This is a genomic window from Paraburkholderia sp. XV, from assembly GCF_020177535.1.
Classification (GTDB): domain Bacteria; phylum Pseudomonadota; class Gammaproteobacteria; order Burkholderiales; family Burkholderiaceae; genus Paraburkholderia; species Paraburkholderia caribensis.
Window position 1 is genome coordinate 14172 of record NZ_JAGUUD010000052.1, and the last position, 15859, is coordinate 30030.

The window sequence follows — 15859 nt, forward strand, 5'->3', positions numbered from 1 at the left end:
CGATGCAGATTGTGGGGGGTGTTGGTTGATACTTTACGTTCACGAAGTGAACTGATCAGCGGTTGGGTTTGGGGGTAGATTTTTCACATCACTTCATGATGTGAAACCCCGGCTCGCAAAATGACGCGAATACGATGTTCAGCGAGCATTATTTCGACGAAGGCTCCTGCCGTTCCACGTCAGGTACGCCGGGCGTCTCTTAAGGGAGTGCAACGGTCAGTCGCTCGCCGTGTCGAGGGCACGTCGTCAGCCGACTTTCGGCGGACTAGTGCAGGCGGTTTCCTCCGCTACACAGGCCGCCGAGCGACGCAACTCCGATCGACTTCCATGATCGAACTGTACCCGACCAGGGCGAGGGTCCGGTCGATTTCCTCCTTGATCATTGCGACGACATCAGACACACCGGCCTCGCCTTTCGCGGAGAGCCCATACAAGGTGGCGCGTCCGAGCATCACGGCCGTCGCACCCAATGCGACCGCCTTTACCACATCGGCTCCTCTTCGAATGCCACTGTCCAGAATGAGATCGGTGGTCGGAGTCGCATCGGAAATGCCCGGCAATGCGTCGATCGGTGCAGGAAGATCCGCAAGCTGTCGTCCTCCATGATTGGACACGATGACACCGTCGGCGCCGATTTCCACGCATCGTTCTGCATCCTCAGCCGTCACTATGCCTTTGACAAGCAGCTTCCCGGGCCAGTCGTCGCGCAAGCGACGGAGGTCGTCCCAGCCGAAGCTCGCGTCCATTTCCCGCCGCAGCACCGCAGCCTGCGAGGCGGTATCAGACGCGTCATCGGTCGCGAAGTTCTTCAACTGCGGCAAACCATTCCTCAGATAGGACCAGAGCCAACGGGGATGTGAAATGCCATCGAGGGCGCCTCGTGGAGTGACTTTGAATGGCATGGCGAACCCGTTTCGCAGATCACGCTGCCGGAACCCATTCACCGCAACGTCCGTGGTCAGGATCAACGTCGAATAGTTTGCCGCCCGCGCTCGGCTGACCAGGCTTTTCGCCAGATTCCGGTGTACCACGTATAACTGGAACCACAAGTCTCCGTCCGCGCCCCTTGATACCTCTTCGATGGACATATTCGACGCGGTAGAGAGTGCGAACGGAATGCCGGCCTTGCTCGCAGCGCGTGCAAGCGAAAGATCTCCGTTGGGCCAGAACGCACTATTGAGACCGGTCGGCGCGATAACGAGCGGCGAGGAGATTTGTCTTCCCAGAAGCTCGGTAGACTGCACACGCTTGCTCACATCGATAAGACGCCGGGGGCGCAATTCCCACCTGTCAAAGGCCGCGCGATTGTGCCTTAGGCCGGACTCGTCGTCAGCCCCGCCTTCCAGATAGTCGAATACCATCCTTGGTAACCGGCGCCGAGCCTCGGAACGATAGTCATCGACGGAGAAGATGCCGGGAAATGCTCTTGTCATGATTGCGTCTTGCGTGATTGAAATGGAAAGCGGGGAAAGAAAGCAATTTCTTATCGCTCCTCACATGACCGTCGAGCGCCAACCCCAGAGGAAGACCAGCCGCAGTTTGACGGGCAGCAACACATCGATTTATTGCGAGAATCAGCTCGTGATGCGCAAGCCAATCCGGAACAAAAACACAGCCGGTCACGTGGTGCCTGTCGCGACGAGCCTTGAGATCGTTTGACGGGGTAGGCACGAATCCCGTTATGCAATGCTTTGAAGCGTTGCGACAGACCGCGCCGTCTTGACGCTGCGGCGATTGCGACTGGTAGGCGGAGCGAGAAAGCGCCGCCCATTCCAGTCGCCGTTCCCGCGTTACTCAGTGACGACTTGAGTGACCAGCCGCTTCTGCCGAAGCGCCGGGATATGGTTTTTGACCGCTGATAGCGAAATCAGTACCAGCAGCATTGCGACTCCGAGCATCGCGAGATAGAGCGACGCTCCGCCTACGGTGATGACGATGGCGCCAGCGAATGCGCTGAGAATGGCACCTAGTCGTCCAAACGCGAGCCCTGAAGCGAGGCCGGTTGCTCTCACGCGGGTCGGATAAACATACGCACACAAAGCGTACATCGTCGACTGAACTGCGTTGACAAAGAGGCCGTGGACGCCCAGACCGATAACAAGGAGGCTCGTGTGAGTTGCCACGTCGACGCCTCGTAGGAAAAAGGCGCTCGCACATCCTCCGGCGCAGCACACCAGGAGCGGCCAACGCGAACCAAACCGCGTGATGGCCAAGGCGCAGATGAGTGCGCCGAAGACGCCGCCCAGGTTGTATGCCGTCAGGCCCGAACCCGCAAGTGCCACAGGAAGCCCTTCCGATGCGAGCATGGTCGGTAGCCAGCTAAAAGCGGCGTAGACCGCCAGCAGACACATGAAAAACGCACCCCAGATAGCAATGGTGTTGCGTCGCTGATCCGGCTCAAAAAGCGACCCGAAGCCGTCGCGTCGCTCGAGCCTTTGCTCGGCGGCGTCGACGAAAATCGTCTGTGCACTAATTGGCCGCGACATTTTCGCGAGGAGCGCGCGCAACTCGGTCCAGCGCTGTTCCTTGCGAGCGAGAAAGCGGGGAGACTCCGGAAACACGAAAAACAGAAGAATGCCGAGGGCCAAAGGGATCGTGCCACCGATGAAGAACAAGCCACGCCAACCGAAGGTCGGCAAAACTGCACCGGCGAAGAATCCAGCAAACATGCCTCCGAGCGGCACGCAAACGATGGTAGATGTGACGGCGAGCGTGCGGCGACGTGCAGGGGTGAACTCTGCCGTCATCGTCGTCGCACTGGGAAGCGCTCCGCCGATACCCAAGCCCGCAATGAACCGAAGCGCGGCAATCATCGTTATGTTCTGGGCAAGTCCGATGGCACAGGTTGCCGCGCCGAACACCACGACGCTACCGATGAGCGCCCAGCGCCGGCCAAATCTGTCGGCAAACAGGCCAGCGCAAGCGCTCCCGACGCCCATGCCAACCAGACCCGCCGCTACGGCCGGCGCGAACGCGTTGCGTGTTATGCCCCATTCCTTGATGATCGTGGGAATGGCGTAACCGATGAGTTGGCCATCGAAGCCATCCATGACGATCGACAGCGCAGCGAGGCAAACGATCAACTTCTGAATGAGCGTAAATGGTCCGTCGTCGAGAAGACTGCCGATGTCGGCAGTCTTTGAAGTGCTGAAGGTCTGCGAATTCATTACTCGACCTCCGCGCACGCTCTGGATGGTCTGTCGATTGCAACAAGGTCCGCGACGTCGCGCGGCGGCATAGCAAAATAAATCTTCATGACGTTGTCTCCTGGGTACGCTGCGCCGAGCTGACCGACGCGTCTCTTGATGCATGAACGCGGACGTTTGTTGTCTTCTGTAGGCGTGCCCGCGGCTATCTACTTCACAACGGTTGATGCGTTTCGCGCGTCAATAAGCCTGACGAGTTTCGCTAATGTCTCGGTGTGCGGAACAGACACGCTGAGTTTGCGGGCCACATCGACGACTGCGCCATTGATGCCTTCGATCTCTGTCTTTCGCCCTGCCAGAACGTCTTGCAGCATCGACGGCTTGTGGCCGCGGTGCTGTTCAATCGCATGAACGATATTCGTCGAACAGGTGTTCAAGTCCGCTGAAACGCCGCTGGCATTCGCTACCGAGACGACCTCGGCGGCAACGGTCAGCGCCAGGCTCTTGCTGTCGTCCAACAATCCCAGCTGGTCCACCGTCGTTCCAGTGACCGCACAAATGCTGTTGAGCGCAGCGTTGAACGCCACTTTTTCCCAGATAGCTGCCCAGACGTTGTCGTCGACCTGACAATTCAGTCCAGCAGAATTGAGGGCTTCGGCGACGGCACTGACTTTGGAAGTGCGTTCGCCGTCGGCACTCATCATCCGAATCTTCCCTTCGCCGTGACTGCTCACCGAGCCAGGCCCGACGAGGTCCGCCGGCCACGTGGTGACTCCAATGAGCACGTTAGCGAGCGGCACAAAGTCACGAATCGCTTCGACGTTCCCGAGTCCGTTTTGCAGCGTGAGCACGGCGGTTGTCTCGCCGAGCAGATGCTCGATGCCAGACAAGGCGACACGGGTATGCATCGACTTCGTGAACACCAACAGCAACTCAGGCGTTTTGTCCGTCGCTCCAGGTCGCATGGCCGCGATGTTCTTAATGGCTCGAGTATTGCCATCTGTCTCTACGCGAAGGCCGTTCGCACGAATCGCTTCTAGATGCGGCTGATTGATGTCGATCAGCGTCACTGAGTGACCGGCTTCCGCGAGGCGACCGCCGAACAACGACCCCATCGCTCCTGCACCGAGTACAGCTATTTCCATAGTTGACATGTCGACCGTGGCTGCGGTCCTACCTGAGTTGTTGAACGACTTCGCGAGTTGATGGGGGTATAGCTCAGAACGGATAGTGTCGCGGCGACGTTTGCACAGTGACCCAGCGCAGGTCGGTAAACGCGGCAATGCCTGCGTGTCCACCGAAGTGGCCAAAGCCACTACCCTTGACGCCTCCAAAAGGCATCTGCGCTTCGTCGTGGACGGTCGGCCCGTTGACATGGCAAATCCCGGACTGGATGCGACTGGCTACCCGCATCGCGCGCGCGACATCGCGACTGAACACGGCTGCGGCCAGACCGTATTCGTTATCGTTGGCGCACCGGATCGCTTCTTCTTCGCCGTCAACGCGCACGATTGCCTTGACGGGGCCAAACGTTTCTTCGCTGTAGATCCGCATGTCCGGCCCGACGTTATCTACGAGCGTTGCAGGCATAAGCGTGCTGTCTGCCTTCCCTCCGCAGACCAGGGTTGCGCCTTTGAGCAGGGCGTCATCAATCAGAGCGTTACATCTCTGAACCGTCGCCATATCGACAACAGAGCCGAGAACGACCGGCCCCATTCGCGGGTCGCCAAGCGGCAGCGTTTTGGCCTTTTCACCAAGTTGACGAACGAAGTCGTCGGCGATTGAGCGATCAACGATGATGCGCTCCGTGGACATGCAGATTTGCCCCGAATTGGCGAAGGCACCGAAAGCTGCACCATCGACCGCCGCCGCTATGTCGGCGTCCTCGAGCACGATCAGCGGGGCCTTTCCGCCCAGTTCGAGAACGGACGGTTTGAGATGCCGTGCGCAGCTTTCTGCAATGATTTTCCCGACCTTTGTCGAGCCCGTAAAATTGACACGTCGGATGGCCGGATGCGAAATCAGCGCCTCGACAACCGTACCTGCGTCAGCAGGCGCGTTGGTCACGAAGTTGACAACGCCTGCGGGCAACCCCGCATCCATGAAGGCTTCCGCAATAAGTGCGTGCGTCGCCGGACAGATCTCCGAGCCCTTCAGTACGACCGTGTTACCGCAAGCGAGTGGGAGGGCAACCGCACGGACGCCAAGGATGACAGGCGCATTCCACGGCGCAATTCCGAGGCACACGCCTGCCGGTTGCCGAACAGCCATAGCCAGGCTGCCAGGAACATCGGACGGAATGACTTCGCCCGAAATTTGCGTGGTCAGTGACGCTGCCTCTCGCAGGCCGTCAGCGGCCAATCGCACGTTGAAATCGGCCCAGATGCGCGACGCACCCGTTTCGGCCGCCATCGCCGAAGCAAAGGCATCCGCCTTTGCTTCGAGCGCTTGCGCCGCGCCAAGGAGATAGGAACGACGTCGCGTTGGGCCCAACTGAGACCAGTGAGAAAACGCGATGGCGGCTGCATCCACTGCGTCACGAACATCGTCAAGCGTACACGCGGGGGCCACGCTTGCGACGTCCTGATCCAAGGGGTTAGAGCGTTGAAATGTCGCGCCATTACTCGCGCCGACATGCGCTCCGTTGATGAGCATCAAAACTGTCTTCATAGTCTCCGCCGTATGTTTCTCTTTTCCTGAACGAGGTCCGTCAGGCAACCACGACCTCTACAAGACGCGGCTCGCCCGCCTCGAGGGCTTCCTTAAACTTCTCCGCAAGCTCCGCGGCGTCCGTGACACGGAGGCCTTTGCAACCCATGCCCTTGGCAAGCGACACGAAATCCAGACCCGGAAGATCGGTACCCTGAACCGGGTCGTCGGAAGCGAAGCCAAACACCGGCGCAAACTCTTGAAGTGCGGCGTAGCGCTGGTTGTTCAAAATGACAAACGTGATCGGCAGACGCATCTGCACGGCGCTATAGATCGCCTGGATCGAGTACATGCTCGAGCCGTCGCCGATCAGTCCAATCACTCTGCTGTTGGGAAGAGCGAGCGCAACGCCGACGGCTGCAGGCATGCCGTACCCCAAGCCGCCGCTAGCCATCGTGAAAAAGGTACTGCTCTTTGTGAATGGCAGATACCGCTGCATGACCGGGCGAGAACTCGGTGCCTCTTCAACGACAACGTCGCTCGGGTCGCGAAGCTCAGCCAGGGTTTGCAGCGCGAAGGCGACCGACATCACGGGCGACGGCTCAGCACGGGGTGGCTTGGGCCGAGGCTCAGGCAAAGGGCGAGCGCCCGGTGCTGCACGCGCCAGCAGGTCAAGCACGCCGAGGCGGACGTTACCGACCACGGCAGCCCCCGCGGGCGTCCACGCCGCGACATTGGGGTCGTCGATGAGTTGATAAAGGGCCGCGCCCGGCGGCACGTGCGGGCCTGTACCTTCGACGTGGTAAGAAAAAGCAGGCGCGCCAAGGACAAAGATAACGTCATGCCCATCGAGCAGCGAGACGATCTTTTCACGCATCGCGGGTAGAAATCCGGCGAAGAGTCGATGGTCCTCGGGGAACGAACAACGAGCGCTCATCGGCGCGACAAACACGCGTGCGTTATGTCTCTCGGCCAGTTGAACAACTTCCTTCCATGCGCCAGCCCGGTCGACACCGGCGCCCACCACGAGAGCAGGCGTTCTCGATGCGTCCAGCGCTGCGCCGAGTTTCGCCAACGCCTGCGGGTCAGGACGGACCGAATTGCTGACAGTCGCGCGTTCATGAAACTCCGCAGGCTGGTCCCAGTCATCCACGGGAATCGAAACGAAGACGGGCCCACGTGGCTCCTGCATTGCAATGTGATACGCGCGCTCCAGTGCGCGCGGCACGTCTTGCGCACGCGCGGGTTCAATCGCCCACTTCACGTACGGCTTGGGCAACTCGACTGCCTGTGCGGCGGAAAGGAACGGGTCGAAGGGCAAGATCGAACGGGCTTGTTGACCCGCCGTAATAACAAGCGGCGTCTGATTCTTGAATGCCGTGAAGATGTTGCCCATCGCGTTGCCGACGCCGGCCGCAGAATGGAGGTTCACCAGGGCTGCGTTTCCAGTCGCTTGCGCATAGCCATCGGCCATCCCGACGACTGCCGCTTCTTGTAATCCCAGGACGTATCGGAAATCGGCAGGGAAGTCCCGAAACATCGGAAGCTCCGTCGATCCAGGGTTAGCAAAGATCGACGTCATGCCCAGTTCGCGCACAAGCTCGATGACGACGTCCCTGACGGTGGCTCGTGTCGACGGACTGCTTCCTTCGCCTTGTTTGTCGCTGCCTGTCATTGCAATTCCTTTTTCGTTCAAGAGCGTCTGCTCTTCGGTAAAACGAGTATGAAATTCGGAGGCATGCTTGAATATTGCTTTTTTGCGCGAAACCCTTTACCTTCAGGTTAAGGGCTGGAACTGGTGGAAAATTTCATACGTTTAGGTAAGGGACTGTTTATGAAGGGTTTTTAAAGGTCCGCTTTACGTTGATGGCCGATGCTGCAGGCCAGCGTCCCTAGGGAACACCCCGAGATGCTTCCTGGCGCGTTCCGCGGTCTGACGCTTGCCGGCATCGAATTGACCTGTGCGAACTCATGAGCTACAACCTCCATCAATTGCATGCTTTTACGACCATCGTGTCGTCCGGTAGTCTCGGAAGGGCCGCAGCATTGCTCAATGTGACTCAGCCAGCACTAAGTCGAACGATCAAGCGCCTGGAGGAAGATGTTGGCGCGTCGCTCTTTGAACGGCACGTGAAAGGCATGCAGTTGACGGACATTGGCGCTGCCTTGCTGCCGCATGCTCAACTTCTATTGCGCGAGGCAGAAAATGCGCGCGAAGAAATCGACGCGATGCGCGGACTCGCCAAAGGAACGATCAAGGTGGGAGCGGTAGGCAGTCTCGCTGCCCACTTCCTTCCTTTGGCCGTCGATCGTGTCTTAGGGAAATGGGGCAACCTGCACGTCGAAATAATTGAAGGCGTGTGGGACCGCCTCGCTGAGGGACTCATCAATTACGAGATCGACCTCGCTCTAAGTACGGCTACCAATGACAGCGACGAGATCGTGGCCGTGCCCGACTGCCGATGGGAGGACAACAGCTTTGTGGTAGCGGCTTTCGGCCATCCATTGCGCAAGAAACCTAAGCTCACTCTGGCCGACACGTTGACCGCGCGGTGGGCCACCCCTCCCAAAGGTACAGCCCCTTATGAACACATGCGAGAGACGTTCCTCTCTCGCAACCTCGACATGCCGGATATTGCTGTCCAGACGCGGTCGGTGACAGTGCTTAAAAGTCTGGTAGCCGAATGTTCGTTTCTGAGCTGGATGCCGGAGCCGATGTACGACTCTGAAAGCAAGGCAGGGATCATGGGGACGCTGCCAATTCCGGGCATTAGTGCGGCCAGAACACTGACCGCGTTTCGGCGCCGCAATGGAATACTGCCACGTCCAGCCGCGCGTCTACTCGACGAACTCAGAGGCTTGACCGAGCGCGGCATGGCGTTGCAGACCACGCGATAAGCCTTATCTGCCCGGCTGGTTCGGCATTCTCGTCGAAGCGCTGCCCTCTTCAGGCGAGCTCATCCATGCGCGGCACAATCGGGGCTTCGCGCTCATCAGCATGCGCTCGACCACTGCTCCATATCGAGGTCTTCACGGGCGACGGTATCAATGCTTTCATTTCGCGCAGTCGCGCACGGGCGCAGCAACTCGATCCGAAATCACGCAATCTCTTGCTGATTTCGAAAGGCGCAAAGCTGGTGTAACCGTCTTCTCCTGATTCATCGATCACGGACATCATCCAGGCAACAATGTTGCACACCGATTCGACCCGATATGGGATTAAAACGCTATTCAAGCGTCCGCCGATTGAGTGTCCGCTGTCGAGCAATCTCATTGTCCGCTTCCCGTCGGGAGTACGCACTGCCGACTGGCCGCTTCCAGGAAGCAGAATTCCGCTGGCCGCTTTCCGGCGATAGATTTTACGAGCGGGCTGACACAATCCGACCAATATCTGCCGGTCGCCATGTAGCGACCCGTGTGGCGCATTTCGGAGCACATGGCCATTCGCGCGGCTGAAATTCCTGGCTTTGCCGTCTCAGCCGCCAAACGCCTGCGCAATCAACACGAAGTTCAGACACAGCACAACCACCGTGCAAACCAACGCAGCAGCATTCGTGATCATCCTGTTGCGAAAGCGTCCCATCACGGCAGTCCGTGACGTGAACCACACCAGCGCAATCATAGGCACCGGCAATGCGATGCTCAGCACGACCTGGCTCGACACCAGCGCGCGAGTCGGGTCGACGCCGCATGCGACGACGACGAATGCGGGCGCCATCGTCACGAGCCGTCTCACCCAGAGCGGAACATGAAAGCCCACGAAGCCCTGCATGATCATCTGCCCCGCCATCGTGCCGACCACTGAACTCGATATGCCCGAAGCAATCAACGCAGCGAGGAAGATGCCTGCCGCTGCGCTTCCAAGCAACGGCGTGAGCGTGCGCCACGCAGTCTCGATGCTGACGATGTCCGGGTTGCCCTGATGAAACGCGCCCGATGCCATGATCACCATCGCCAGGTTGATGAGACCTGCGACGCCGAGTGCGACCACCACTTCGATATTCGAGAACTTCAGCAACGTAGCCCTTTCGCGATCGTTACGTGCCGACACGCGAGTCTGCATCAGCCCCGAATGCAGAAACAGCACATGCGGCATCACGGTCGCACCGACGATGCCCACCGCGAGCGTCAATGCGCCGCCGTCGGGAATGGAGGGTGTGACGGCATGGCTAGCGACTGCATTCCAGCTCACCTGTGTCATCGTCAGTTCGGCGAGATACGACAGTCCGATCACACCGACGAGTGCCGCGATCGTCAGTTCCAGTGGACGAAAGCCGCGCTTCTCGAACTGCAGCAGGCTGTAGGTGACAGCGGCCGTGATGCACATGGCGGGCAACATCGGCAGATGACATAACAAGGCCACGCCGATCGAGCCACCCATAAATTCCGCAAGGTCCGTCGCCATCGCGGCCAGCTCGCTGATGATCCACATCGCGATCACACATCGCCGCGGCAGTGAGTCGCGACATAGTTCAGCGAGATTGCGACCGGTGACAAGACCGAGTTTCGCCGACAGCGACTGGAACAACATCGCAATGAGATTCGACAGCACGACAACCCATAGCAGCGCATAGCCGTAGCCCGCACCCGCCTGAATGTTAGTCGCGAAGTTGCCGGGATCGATATAGGCGACCGAGGCGACGATAGCCGGGCCGGCGAATGCGAGCATCGTGCGCGGACCGCGGCGCATGCCGGCGAGTGCGGCATGCATCGTCGTGCGCGAGCGCTCGGTGAGCGATGGGGACGCGACGGTATCTACAGCGATTCTGTTCATCCATAGCTCCAGTGCGTCGATCAAGGCACAAGACAGCGCGCAAAAGAGGACAGCGGGCGAAAACTTCGTGTCGCCCGCTGCTCGTCACTCCGCGCAATACGGATTTACGCGCTCATGTTGAGCGTGCCATTCACACCGTTTGGAAAGAAGCCGCCTTTCATGGCCGCTGAACTGGTCAGATACACAATGTTCAGTACGTTTGCGTAATTACGGCTGAACGCAAGCCCATTACTGTCGAGTGGAACGATATTGGACGTATCCGCCGTCGTGCCGGAAATGCCCTGATCGTCGTGGCCGTTATTGTCGAGGCTGTCGCGCGCAGCAGAAATCGCATTGGCAGCCGATACCAGACTCGTCGTGTCGAGCCCCTTCGCATACAACGTCGTGCGCACGAGGCCTGCGTGATACGCCTCGGCTGCGAGTATGCCCGCCGCTGCTTCCAGAAAAGTCTTGTTCGTAATGAGCGGCGACGCGCCCTTGTAGGCCGTGACGCCCACGTCTTCGAAGATGAATGCGCCGAGCAGAAAGTTGTTGTCGCTGGCGTACGGGTTGAACGCCGCGCCTGCACCGACGAGTCCTGCCGCACGCGCTGCGTTCGAAAATGCGCCGTTCGGATCCGTACCGCCGATATCGATCGCAGGCTGTGCTACCGCTGCGGAGCCCAACGCGCTGCGCAAAAACGTCACGTGCTCGCGCTCGTCCTTCGCAATCTCGTTTGCGTACGCCTTGACTAACGGATCCTGAAACGGCACCTGCTGACCGGCAATCACAGCGCCCATCGTGCCAACACCCGCGGTCATCGAAGCCGGCAATCCCGCTCCCGTCGTCGCATAGCTATAGAACTGCGATTCGAGGTATTCGAGATTCAGCGCGAAGTTGAGAATCTCCGCATCGGTCGGCGCGCCTGCCGCGCCAGCGTTATTGCCCGATCCGCCGCCACACGCACTGATGAACGTACCGCCCACGAGGCCGAGACCGAGACCCCCTGCATTCCTGAAGAACTGCCGCCGGTTCCTGCGACGCTCGGCACGCCGGTCGAATGTATCGAGAAGTGCTTTTGAATCTGACATGATCCTGCTCCTTTCGATGCTCAATTGAACCCATGCCGGAGTCGGCATGAACGGAGACACGGACTTGTCATTGACAGTCAACGGTCGCGTCTTCAATAGCGTTACGTTGCTCGAACGTGAGTGGATGCAATGCAGTGCCAGTTTATTTTCGGAAGCATCTGAATGTAGTTTTCACGGAGCGCGAATGCATGGTATTGCGCGCGTTGCGCATGGAAAATATGACTATTGTCAGTTCACGCAGCGAGTAAAAAAACGGTAATCTTTGACTGTCGCGCATCCGGTATGCCTGCCCCCGCGTAAAAGAACAGGAATCCGACATTGACGGCGATCCAGGAGGTTCTGATGTCCTCGCAACTATCCGCTGGTCACAGGATTGTCGCAACGAATCGCGCTGATACACTACGTGCACGGAAGCGCACCTTGTACAGCGAACCCAGGTGTAACATGTCCTCAAGGCCGCAAAAGAATTCAAGCCAATTACCGGGTCCGCCCACGTCGCCGGACGCTGTTGCACGCGACGAGCTGGACGGGATGCTCTCGGCCGTCGCCTTGCGCGATCGTGCTGCGTTCGAAACGTTTTATCGCCGGACGTCCCCGAAGATCTTCGCCATCTGCCTTAAGGTTCTGCGCGACCGCTCAGAAGCCGAAGACACGCTTCAGGATGTGTACGTCACGGCATGGAATCAGGCGGCCACATTCAATCCGCAACTCTCAAGCGCGATCACCTGGCTCGGCACGATCGCACGTAATCGCGCGATCGATCGCATCAGACGCCGCCGTACGCAACCGCTCGACGAGGCATCGGCTGAAGAGATCATCGACGACTCACCGACACCCGCCGCCCTCGCACAACTCAGTGAAGAACGGCGGCGTCTCGAAGACTGTCTGCAGGCGCTGCCCGATACACAGAGGGGCGTGATTCGGGAAGCGTTCTTTACGGGTTCGTCTTACGCCGAGCTAGCTGTACGCATGAGCGTTCCATTGGGCACCATGAAAAGCTGGATCCGGCGCAGCCTGATGCAGCTGAAAACCTGTCTCGAAAGATGAACACGCCCGCCCCTTCCGACGAAAACGATCTGCGTTGCGCGGAGTACGTACTCGGCGTGCTCAGCGACGACGAGCGCCTCGCAATCGAACTCGCCATGCAGCAGGAGCCTGGCATGGCGCAATCGCTCGCGCGCTGGCAAGCGCGCCTGATGCCTCTAACGGAAGATCTCGCGGACGTCGTTCCACCAGCCCATATCTGGGACTATGTGCGAGCGCAACTGGGATGGGCGGAAGCTGACCGACGTCCTGGTTTATGGAATACCCTGTCGTTCTGGCGCTGGACGGGATTGACGTCGGTGGTCGCAGCCTGCGCACTCGCAATCGTCCTGACGCGCACCGTAACGTTGCACAACGTCCCTACACCGACAGCAGGTACGCAATATCTCGTTGCGACGCTCGAACGTCAAGGCGCGGGCGCAGGCTGGACTGCGACTGTCGACATGCAACATGCGCAGATCGTCGTCGTGCCACCGCACGACTTCACGGTTGCAGCAAACCAGTCCACCGAAATGTGGTTGATTCCGCAAGGCATGAAGCCCATTTCACTTGGCGTGATCGATGCGCAGCGCCCGACACTCGTGCACGTCGCGCAGGCACAGCTTCAACGTCTAGGTCCGCAGACGACGCTTGCGGTGTCGCTTGAACCTCGTGGCGGATCCCCAACCGGGCAACCCACTGGCCCCGTGCTCGCCGCCGGAAGCCCGCACGAAATCTGAGAGCTTGCCGGCCAGATTTTGGAGTTGGGTATTCTTGTCCGCTATGGCTGCGCGAGCTGATTAATCGCAGGAATTTGAGGCGGGCCGCCAGACTCGATCGGTTCAGAGATCGGGGAAGCATCTTTGCGTATCGGGCAGGTTCTGGAGCGACCCTGCCGTTCGACTGACAGCAACCTGAGATCAGTGAACGGCAGCAGTTGGCCGATAGGGTGAGGCCGCCAACGGCCGCTTATTGACACTCCAGTCTGCAAAATCTGGATTTGGCTGACTGAGAGGTTCGGAGAAAGCCCATCAGTAGCGACGATGTGAATCGATAGTTCGCCGCGGTTTCGAAGTTGTTGAACGCCGTTGTGCACGACACCCCAGCGTATTCGCCGCTCATCTGGTCCCGCATTTAGATTCGCACCGAAGAGCGACGTGCTGCCATAGAGGCACTATTACCAGTTCCTTCAGTAATATTTCGAAGACCCGAATCCCGCCCCCACATTGGCGTGGTCTCTGCGATAAATGACATTTTGTGCTGCGTCGCGACGCTCCCGTCTTCTACAAAATCGTTTTATCCGCGACAACAGATGCGCATACATCGACAGTTCTCTTGCCTCACTTCCCTATAAGTAATGCGTGCAAGGCCGTTCAAACCGTGCACGACCCTCTCCCCTTCAGAACTGAAAAGCAAAGCACAATAAAGCGTTTGTCTTTGTAGCGCTAACCAGCTTTAAATATGAGGCTCGCCGCCGCGAGAAGCACGCCCTTCCTGACGCGTGGCTTGTCGCCTTCGGATTGGGTGCCCGTCATGGCTCCGCAGCGGAGCGATCTCTTTTCATCGCGATCATGGAGCGCATGTGTCTGATCTAACTTCTTCGCGTCATGGGCATGTTTCGCCCTTACGCACGCGCGCCGGCGTGTCGAAAGCCACGCTGTACAAGTGGCTTTCGTGGGCTGTTCCGGCGCTTGTCGTCGTGTTGTGGGAAGCCGCGGCACGTCTGGGTCTCATCACATCGCAGGTGCTGCCGGCGCCCAGCAGCGTGCTCGGAACGGCAATCGACCTTGCGCGTAACGGCGAACTGTTCATCCACCTCGGCGTGTCGCTGCTGCGCGCTGCCGCGGGTTTTGTGATCGGCGGAACGATCGGACTTGCGCTGGGCATTCTCGTCGGCTTCTCGCCGTTCGCGCAGGCGCTGTTCGACCGCTCGATCCAGATGGTGCGCGCGGTACCCTTTCTCGCGATGCTGCCGCTCGTCATCGTCTGGTTCGGAGTCGGCGAAGTCGCGAAGATTTTTCTCGTCGCGCTTGCCGTGCTCTTTCCCATCTATATCAACACGATGCTCGGCATCCGCCAGATCGATCCAAAGCTGATGGAACTGGCGAAGGTGATCGGGCTCGACTGGACCGGCATCGTGCGGCGAATCATCCTGCCCGGCGCGATGCCGTCGATCCTCACCGGCGTGCGCTACGCACTCGCTCATGCATGGCTTGCACTCGTGATCGCCGAAACGCTCGCGACGACCAGGGGCATCGGCTTTCTCGCGATGGATGCCCGTGAATTCCTGCAAACCAATGTCATTCTGCTGACCATGATCATCTACGCGATCATCGGCGTGATCGCCGACGCACTGGTGCGATCGCTCGAAGCCCGCTTTCTGTCGTGGCACGCGAACTACGCGCAAGGAGTACGCCAATGAGCGCGAGCCTCGCTTTGTCCCGTGAATCGAATGTCCTTGAACTCGATGAAGAGCGCGCGGCGCGGCCAGGGCTCGCCGTATCGGTACGCGGCCTGCAACGCCGTTACGGCTCGCGAGTCGTCATCGATGCGCTGGATCTCGACATCAACAAGGGCGAATTCGTCGCGCTGCTAGGTGAAAGCGGCTGCGGCAAGACCACGCTGCTACGCGCGCTGGCCGGGCTCGATCAGCCTGATGCGGGACAGATTCGCGCGCCAGAGCGGCCTTCCGTCGTGTTTCAGGAGCACCGGTTGCTGCCGTGGGCCACGCTATGGGAAAACGTCGCGCTTGGCCATGAAGCGACGGTTGGCCGCGCGGGTGCCGCGCATGCGCTCAATGAAGTCGGCCTGTCCGGCCGTGAAAACGACTGGCCGCGGAACCTGTCGGGTGGCCAGGCGCAACGCGTCGCGCTGGCACGCGCACTCGTTCGCGATCCCGCGCTGCTGCTGCTCGACGAACCATTCGCGGCACTCGACGCGCTCACGCGTATCAAGATGCACGGGCTCGTCAAGGAACTCGTGGCACGCCATCAGCCCGGCGTGCTGATCGTCACGCATGACGTCGACGAAGCGCTCACGCTCGCCGATCGCATTCTGGTGATGCGCGCGGGGCGCATCGCCGCTTCCTTCCAGCCCAAACACCACACACCACAGGCGTTGCGCTCCGTCCTGCTCGACGAGCTGGGCGTACGTGCTCACTGATCGAATCGCTTTTCAGCATCACATCGAGGACTTTA

At 59.5% G+C, this 15859-nt stretch carries 13 protein-coding genes; 5 read left to right on the forward strand and 8 right to left on the reverse strand.

All coding sequences use genetic code 11. The annotated features are described in order from the left end of the window. Nucleotides 1-287: 287 nt before the first annotated feature. From KFO72_RS22925 to mdlC, 5 genes are all read right to left on the reverse strand, one after another. Nucleotides 288-1433: an alpha-hydroxy-acid oxidizing protein gene (locus KFO72_RS22925; RefSeq protein WP_062917592.1), complete on the reverse strand. Its 1146-nt coding sequence runs from the start codon at nucleotides 1431-1433 to the stop codon at nucleotides 288-290. A gap of 357 nt (nucleotides 1434-1790) precedes the next feature. Continuing rightward, the gene (locus KFO72_RS22930; RefSeq protein WP_054931569.1) at nucleotides 1791-3167 is read right to left on the reverse strand and encodes an MFS transporter; all 1377 of its coding nucleotides are present in this window, start codon (nucleotides 3165-3167) and stop codon (nucleotides 1791-1793) included. 188 nt (nucleotides 3168-3355) lie between these two features. Next, the gene (locus KFO72_RS22935) at nucleotides 3356-4291 is read right to left on the reverse strand and encodes a 2-dehydropantoate 2-reductase (RefSeq protein WP_318248517.1); all 936 of its coding nucleotides are present in this window, start codon (nucleotides 4289-4291) and stop codon (nucleotides 3356-3358) included. A 73-nt stretch (nucleotides 4292-4364) separates the two neighbouring features. Next, on the reverse strand, nucleotides 4365-5816 hold the full coding sequence (locus KFO72_RS22940; protein ID WP_225033114.1) for an aldehyde dehydrogenase: 1452 nt from the start codon (nucleotides 5814-5816) through the stop codon (nucleotides 4365-4367). A 40-nt stretch (nucleotides 5817-5856) separates the two neighbouring features. Continuing rightward, nucleotides 5857-7470: a benzoylformate decarboxylase gene (gene mdlC / locus KFO72_RS22945; RefSeq protein WP_225033132.1), complete on the reverse strand. Its 1614-nt coding sequence runs from the start codon at nucleotides 7468-7470 to the stop codon at nucleotides 5857-5859. 296 nt (nucleotides 7471-7766) lie between these two features. Here mdlC and KFO72_RS22950 point away from each other — a divergent pair, with 296 nt between their 5' ends. Beyond that, complete coding sequence (locus tag KFO72_RS22950; protein ID WP_107203144.1) at nucleotides 7767-8693, forward strand: LysR family transcriptional regulator; 927 nt, start codon at nucleotides 7767-7769, stop codon at nucleotides 8691-8693. 49 nt (nucleotides 8694-8742) lie between these two features. Here KFO72_RS22950 and KFO72_RS22955 read toward each other — a convergent pair whose 3' ends face one another. The 3 genes from KFO72_RS22955 to KFO72_RS22965 all read right to left on the reverse strand — a co-directional run bounded on the left by KFO72_RS22955 (nucleotide 8743) and on the right by KFO72_RS22965 (nucleotide 11639). Beyond that, a complete protein-coding gene (locus KFO72_RS22955) occupies nucleotides 8743-9069 on the reverse strand; it encodes a hypothetical protein (RefSeq protein WP_225033115.1) in 327 nt (108 codons plus the stop codon). A 201-nt stretch (nucleotides 9070-9270) separates the two neighbouring features. After that, a complete protein-coding gene (locus KFO72_RS22960) occupies nucleotides 9271-10569 on the reverse strand; it encodes an Nramp family divalent metal transporter (protein WP_225033116.1) in 1299 nt (432 codons plus the stop codon). Nucleotides 10570-10673: 104 nt separating this feature from the next. After that, complete coding sequence (locus KFO72_RS22965; RefSeq protein WP_225033117.1) at nucleotides 10674-11639, reverse strand: ferritin-like domain-containing protein; 966 nt, start codon at nucleotides 11637-11639, stop codon at nucleotides 10674-10676. Nucleotides 11640-12083: 444 nt separating this feature from the next. On the opposite strand from KFO72_RS22965, the gene KFO72_RS22970 reads away from it, so the two are divergent. The 4 genes from KFO72_RS22970 to KFO72_RS22985 all read left to right on the forward strand — a co-directional run bounded on the left by KFO72_RS22970 (nucleotide 12084) and on the right by KFO72_RS22985 (nucleotide 15824). After that, complete coding sequence (locus tag KFO72_RS22970; RefSeq protein ID WP_412101797.1) at nucleotides 12084-12686, forward strand: sigma-70 family RNA polymerase sigma factor; 603 nt, start codon at nucleotides 12084-12086, stop codon at nucleotides 12684-12686. After that, the gene (locus tag KFO72_RS22975; protein ID WP_225033118.1) at nucleotides 12683-13402 is read left to right on the forward strand and encodes an anti-sigma factor domain-containing protein; all 720 of its coding nucleotides are present in this window, start codon (nucleotides 12683-12685) and stop codon (nucleotides 13400-13402) included. The genes KFO72_RS22970 and KFO72_RS22975 overlap by 4 nt, the downstream gene beginning before the upstream one ends. Nucleotides 13403-14244: 842 nt before the next feature. After that, nucleotides 14245-15084: an ABC transporter permease subunit gene (locus KFO72_RS22980; RefSeq protein ID WP_225033119.1), complete on the forward strand. Its 840-nt coding sequence runs from the start codon at nucleotides 14245-14247 to the stop codon at nucleotides 15082-15084. Further along, a complete protein-coding gene (locus KFO72_RS22985) occupies nucleotides 15081-15824 on the forward strand; it encodes an ABC transporter ATP-binding protein (RefSeq protein ID WP_225033120.1) in 744 nt (247 codons plus the stop codon). The genes KFO72_RS22980 and KFO72_RS22985 overlap by 4 nt, the downstream gene beginning before the upstream one ends. Nucleotides 15825-15859 lie beyond the last annotated feature (35 nt).